The organism is Lysinibacillus sp. EB271-A1-10B (assembly GCF_058791335.1).
In genome coordinates this window covers 378,591-384,638 of record NZ_JBYTDL010000003.1, presented here as the reverse complement: position 1 = coordinate 384,638, position 6,048 = coordinate 378,591, and the positions used below count along the sequence as shown (strand labels likewise).

Annotated in this window: 6 protein-coding genes; all 6 read right to left on the bottom strand. The window is 35.4% G+C overall.

Annotation, left to right across the window (positions count from 1 at the left end):
- Positions 1-1,688: GerAB/ArcD/ProY family transporter (locus AC3WSK_RS07105; protein WP_492413292.1), on the bottom strand; the 1,688-nt coding region annotated here is incomplete at its 3' end.
- 36 nt (positions 1,689-1,724) lie between these two features.
- Positions 1,725-1,958, bottom strand: a complete 234-nt coding sequence (locus tag AC3WSK_RS07100) for a hypothetical protein (RefSeq protein ID WP_079561885.1) — start codon at positions 1,956-1,958, stop codon at positions 1,725-1,727.
- 3 nt (positions 1,959-1,961) lie between these two features.
- Positions 1,962-3,161, bottom strand: coding sequence for a Ger(x)C family spore germination protein (locus AC3WSK_RS07095; RefSeq protein ID WP_079561884.1), 1,200 nt, complete (start codon positions 3,159-3,161; stop codon positions 1,962-1,964).
- Positions 3,162-3,187: 26 nt separating this feature from the next.
- Complete coding sequence (locus tag AC3WSK_RS07090) at positions 3,188-4,723, bottom strand: spore germination protein (protein ID WP_079561883.1); 1,536 nt, start codon at positions 4,721-4,723, stop codon at positions 3,188-3,190.
- A 127-nt stretch (positions 4,724-4,850) separates the two neighbouring features.
- Positions 4,851-5,141 carry a HesB/YadR/YfhF family protein gene (locus tag AC3WSK_RS07085; RefSeq protein ID WP_079561882.1) on the bottom strand — a complete coding sequence of 97 codons (291 nt, stop codon included), beginning with the start codon at positions 5,139-5,141 and terminating at the stop codon, positions 4,851-4,853.
- Between the two features lie 19 nt (positions 5,142-5,160).
- On the bottom strand, positions 5,161-5,763 hold the full coding sequence (plsY, locus tag AC3WSK_RS07080) for a glycerol-3-phosphate 1-O-acyltransferase PlsY (protein WP_079561881.1): 603 nt from the start codon (positions 5,761-5,763) through the stop codon (positions 5,161-5,163).
- Positions 5,764-6,048: the final 285 nt, after the last annotated feature.

Sequence of the window (6,048 nt, the reverse complement as noted above, 5' to 3'; positions counted from 1 at the left end):
CTGTCACTACTTGTACTTTGAGAAGGATTACCACCATTGCCGTTACAATCGCTTTGAGTAGAATTATTGCTATTACTTGCATTTTGAGCAGAATTGTCATTATTGCTACTACTTGTACTTTGAGAAGGATTACCACCATTGCCGTTACAATCGCTTTGAGTAGAAGTATTGTTATTACTTGCACTTTGGGCAGAACTATCATTATTGCTACTATCAGCACTTTGAGAAGCATTCCCGCCACTGTCACTACTTGTACTTTGAGAAGGATTACCACCATTGCCGTTACAATCGCTTTGAGTAGAATTATTGCTATTACTTGTATTTTGAGCAGAATTGTCATTATTGCTACTATCAGCGCTTTGAGAAGCGTTACCACCACTGTCACTACTTGTACTTTGAGAAGCATTCCCACCATTACCGTTACAATCACTTTGAGTAGAAGTATTGTTATTACTTGCACTTTGGGCAGAACTATCGTTATTACTACAACTAGCACTTTGAGAAGCATTCCCGCCATTGCTACTACTATTACTTTGTGTAGTATTTCCATTTTGATTTTGCGTACCGCTATTACATTGCGTATTATTTCCTTGATTACCATTGATTTTACGAATCTTAGCGACAAGTAATAATAGTAATGGCAATAAGATCATTAAAATGAATGCGAATATAGGCCATATATCTCTATTGTAAATATCTGAATGAATAATATTTGGATGAACAATTTGTGAAAGTCCAAGGATAATCATGCCGAGTGGAAAAATGAGTGGTCGATGATTTTTAATTTTACATAATTGTGCGATCCCGATAACCGAAGCATAAAAATACATAAAAGTTCTAATAAAAATAGTGATAATCCACATGGCTGCCATAATTACTTCCATACGTTGTAAAAAGTTCCCGATTGAAATTCTTTGGGCTAATGCATAGCTAGGGAATGTCCGTGAAGCAGTATTTGCCGGGCCAAGGACAAGGATCGATAGTGTGATGATCGTAATTAAGACAATTCCTCCCAAAATTGTGCCAATGTAAAACCCTTTTTGCGCAGATTTCTGGACGTTAACTGCGGAAGGGAAAATCATTAATAATACGACAATTGGGAATGAAAAAAGACTTATAAATCGAATGATACTAAAGAATAATGATTTTTTTGGTGCTTCCATTATTGGCTGTATATTTTCAATCTGGATGGAGGGTGCAATAAAAAGGACAAAGAAAATAAAAATTAAAGTAAATATTGCAAATAGTATCTCTGCAGAACGGGCAAAAACTTCAATTCCTAAAAATGCAGCATAAATGATAATAATACTGAACAGAAATGCAAACGCCATCGTAGGTGTTTCAGGCATTATTTCCGTTTTCATGAAAATTCCAATGAAATATAATAATTCACCGGCAGAAAGTAAAGATATAAGTATAAAGCCGATTGCAGTGAATTTTCCGAAAAAACGACCTAATATTTTTTCATTAGCTTCTACAAATGTAAGGGTGGGTGTTTTATTTCCTAAAGCAACGAAAAGCTTTAATATGGGCAAACTTATAACGACACCAATAATCGCTGCAATCCATGCATCTTGCTTTGCTTCACTGGCAACACTTGCAGGGATAATTAAAATAGCTGTACCAATTGAAAAAAGAAGGGTAATGATCATAAATTGTCTTGAACTAATGATTTCTTTTTCCATCATGAACTACCCCTTTTTTCTTAACATAATATTGCCTTATTACTTAGTTAGTGAGACGATGTAATCTTTAATAGGTGAAAAAATATAAGTAATCAAATCTAGTGGGCTCGGTATTTTGACCTTTAATAAGATCGCAATATTTAATGCGGCACCAAGCAATAAAAAAATCGAAAAAATAACGATCGTTTTCGTTTCTTTATTTTTTTTTAATGTTGGAATAAAGGCAAAGGCTATAGCAGCAGAAATAATTAGTATGAATATTGCCATCATCATAGTTTATTTTCCCTCCGACTTATTCACTAATGAGTTTTCCATCGTCCCTAAGCCTTGCGTGTTGACATGTACTTCGACTTTAACTGGTAGCTCTTGAAATATGGTTAGCCAATCTTTTTTTATTTTTTTCCACTCTTTCGGATTTGTGCGATGCAGTACTTCACCAAATCCAAAAATATCGACCCGATAACTTTGCTGAACTGTACTGATTGTTTTTTCGATTCGTTTTTTAATAAGTTCTGCCGTTTTTTTATTGACGTATTGAAGCGATTTTTCTTTTGTAAGGTCTATATCACATTCAACTTCTCCGACATTTTGGTTAACATCTATAGCAACATTGATTTTGGGTGATCCATTTTTAAATTTACCTTTTATTTTTGTCTTTGAGTGTGTAATTTCAGTTGATAGAGTACCTCCCTTAGGGCAAGCAAGAGTTTCAATTGTACTTTCTATTTTGTCCTTTAAAAAACCTAGGCTTCTACTCTCATCTTCCGTTAAAAGCCCAATATATTTATCTTCTTTAAAAACTGCTAAGCCCGCGTACTTCAAGACCGCAGATGACTTTGATTTTTTAACATTCGTTTGCTCCATTCCCACACTTTTATCTCCATGAATTTCAATGGCAGACATGACTACGCTTGTTTCTTTGGTATTTAAAGTATTGATTAATTCATCTATTTTAATGGATTGGGTTGTACCCCATGTTTTCTCCGACGTTCTAAGAGAATTTAGCATTTTAATAGCTGGTACTTTTTCGATAGGTGTTAATACATTTAAAACTTCTTCGGCAGTCGCGTCATGAGCAACGATGACATCGAAATCATTTCGGAATTCATGATCTCTTGAAATTAAATCTAACGGCTTGCCAATCCCTTCTCTAGCTAATTCATCGCCGAGCACAACTATTTGAAGATGAGAAAAATAAAGTTTTCGAGCTGTTAATGTTGTCATTTTTCTTATGGCCTCAAAAACTGTTGCACCTTTTGAATGATAGGTAATAACCGGTGATCGTCCTGAAGTAGGCTGTTTGGAAGAGATTTCACCAGGAATTACAACTTGAACAGTTATGTCAAATTCATTATCTACTTTATCTATTCCTAATGCCGCGACAATTGCTAATTCATTGAGTTCGCGTTTACTCCAGCAACCACTCAAAAGTATAGAAAGAATCATTAGTAAACATAGTGCCTTACATTTTGACATAGTATATTCCTCGTTTACACATTCTTTTAATTCCTTTTTTTCGTATTAAAATATTTATGACCTCGGACAGTGTTTTTGTTACTAATTAAGCGTGGTCGAGTCAATAAAGCTCTACGCGGGAACAACACAAGTGCATCTTTTTGATCCTTTAAAATTAATGGGCCGAATGGACTTAAATATGGGACACCGAAAGTTCGTATGCTGCATAAATGTAGTAGGATGATCATCAGGCCAAACATCAAACCATATAATCCAACGATTGCTGATACAATCATTAATGGGAAACGAAGAGCACGAACTGTATTGGATAAGCCATAGGCAGGGAACAAGAAGCTACAAATGGCTGTTAAGGCTACAATAATGACCATTACGGCTGATACAACTCCTGCTTCTACAGCAGCTTGACCGATTACTAATGTTCCAACAATGGACACGGCTGGTCCAATGGTTCTTGGCATTCGAAGACCTGCTTCTCTTAATACCTCAAAGGCAATCTCCATAATGAGTGCCTCCACAACGGCAGGGAAGGGGACTCCTTCTCGTTGAGACGCAATACTGATCAGCATAGGAGTCGGTAGCATTTCTTGATGGAAGGTGGTGATTGCTACGTAAAGTGATGGTGCCACCAAGGCAAGGGCAATTCCAAAAAATCTCAAAATGCGTACAAGTGAACTGATCATCCAATGCTGATAATAATCTTCAGCAGATTGTAAAAAGGATGTAAATAATGCTGGCACAACGAGGACAAACGGTGAACCGTCCACTAAAATAGCAATTTTACCGTCTAATAGCTCACCAGCAATAACATCAGGCCGTTCAGAATTATAAATTGTAGGGAATATAGTGAATTTGTTATCTTGAATAAAATCTTCGATGTAGCCGCCTTCTAAGATACCATCAATATTAATACGATCTAATCGGGCAAGAACCTCTGCTACTATTTTCTCATTGGCAATGTCATTTATATACATAACTGCAACTTCCGTTTTTGTTACTTCACCGACAATCCGGGTCTTGATCCAAAGGTTTGGACTTTTAATTTTCCGACGGATCAGGGCCGTGTTCGTACGTAATGTTTCTGTAAATGATTCCCTAGGACCTCTAATAACCGACTCTGTGGCTGGTTCCATAACGGCTCTATCTTTTGCACCTTGTGTACTTGTCACGATACCAGTTGAAGATTCATCTAATAAGATGACCGTATCACCGTTAAAAATAGAATTGTACAGTGCTGAAAAATGGAAAATATCATTCACATCTCCGGCTGTTAAACAAGAATCTTTCAAATATCGAATAATCTTTTCTATTTCTGTATCTTGATGATCTTCAATATCAAGCATTAGTTTATCAATCACAGCATTAGAAATACTTATTTTATCGGATAAGCCATCTATATAAATGATTGCTAACGTATATTTTTCAGCTTTTCCAATTGTTATTTCTCGTATGACAAGGTCATTACTATTCCCCAGTGTGTTTTTTATCAACTTTAAATTTTGAGAAAGAGAACTATATAGTTGGTCGTTGTTTTGGGAGGTATCAGCAATTTTAGAAATAGACATGTTCTTTCCTCCTCAAGTTTTTACATAAATATAGAATGTACAACTTTGAGAGAAGATAAACTAAGGTTGGAAGTGATTTCATAGAAAAAAGCAGTGTTCCTTTCGTATAAAGAAAGGAAACACTGCTTTATTTTGTATACGTATATTTTAGTTCATCATTAGTAGCATCCACATCTACATTTAAATTGTGGTCATTGAAGAACCATAAATCTTTTTCATCAATATAGTAGGTCACATTGTCAATAACCGTCTTTACACCAATTTCGATTGGTTCTTCACGTGTCATTCCAAGAGAAAACCCTTCGTGAAAAGGACTGGAACCACCATATCTAGCATAAAAACGAATAGTATCTCCGGATTCTACTTCCATTTCTTGTTTAAACCATTGTAGGGCTTTATCTGTTAGTGTGATATTCATTAGAATGCTCCTCTCTTCGTTACAGCCATTTTACCTTTGGTTCAGTACCATTTTTAATGCGGGCAATATTTGCTCGGTGACGATACATGATAAAGGTAAATAAACAAGCTACTAAAATACCTAACGCAAAATCACCTGTAACAAAATAATAAACGATTGAATAAATAAGTGCTACTAAAGCGGCAATCATCGAAGTTAAGCTTACAATCTTCGTTATTTTTAATGTTACAACAAAAGCGATGAATAGTAAGATAAATAGAGGCCATGAATAACCTAAGAGTACACCTGCTGATGTTGCCACTGCTTTCCCACCGCGGAAACCTGCAAAGATAGGGAACATATGACCAACAACGGCTACTAGTCCAAGAATTAGCGAGTGAATGGAGACGTCAGAGAAGACAGGAAGAGCTACAAGTAATACGGCTGCTGTACCTTTTAAGACATCCATAATTGTTACGACTATTCCCGCTTTTTTTCCTAAAATACGAAATGTGTTTGTCGCACCTAAATTTCCACTTCCGTGTTCACGAATATCCGTTTTATAAAAAATTTTGCCTACCCATAATCCCGAAGGTATAGAGCCGATTAGATAAGCACATAAAATAATAAGTCCATTTAGCATAGCTGGACTCCTTTCATTCATTGATTATTACTTGGTACTAATAATATGTAATAAATATTCTACACTTTTTCTCTACAATCTACAATGACATGAAGGAGATTTCTTCGTGTATCTTGAATTCATTATAAAAGATAACTATTTTTCAAGGATTTTAATATGTATTTGATTATATGTTAGGCTTTTTGACATGATTCATGTTGGCAGCATGAAAGCCCTTTCTAAAAATATAGGTAAAAAGGCAATTTTGTCAATCATCCATTCCTTTGGTAGAATAGAAGTCTATCT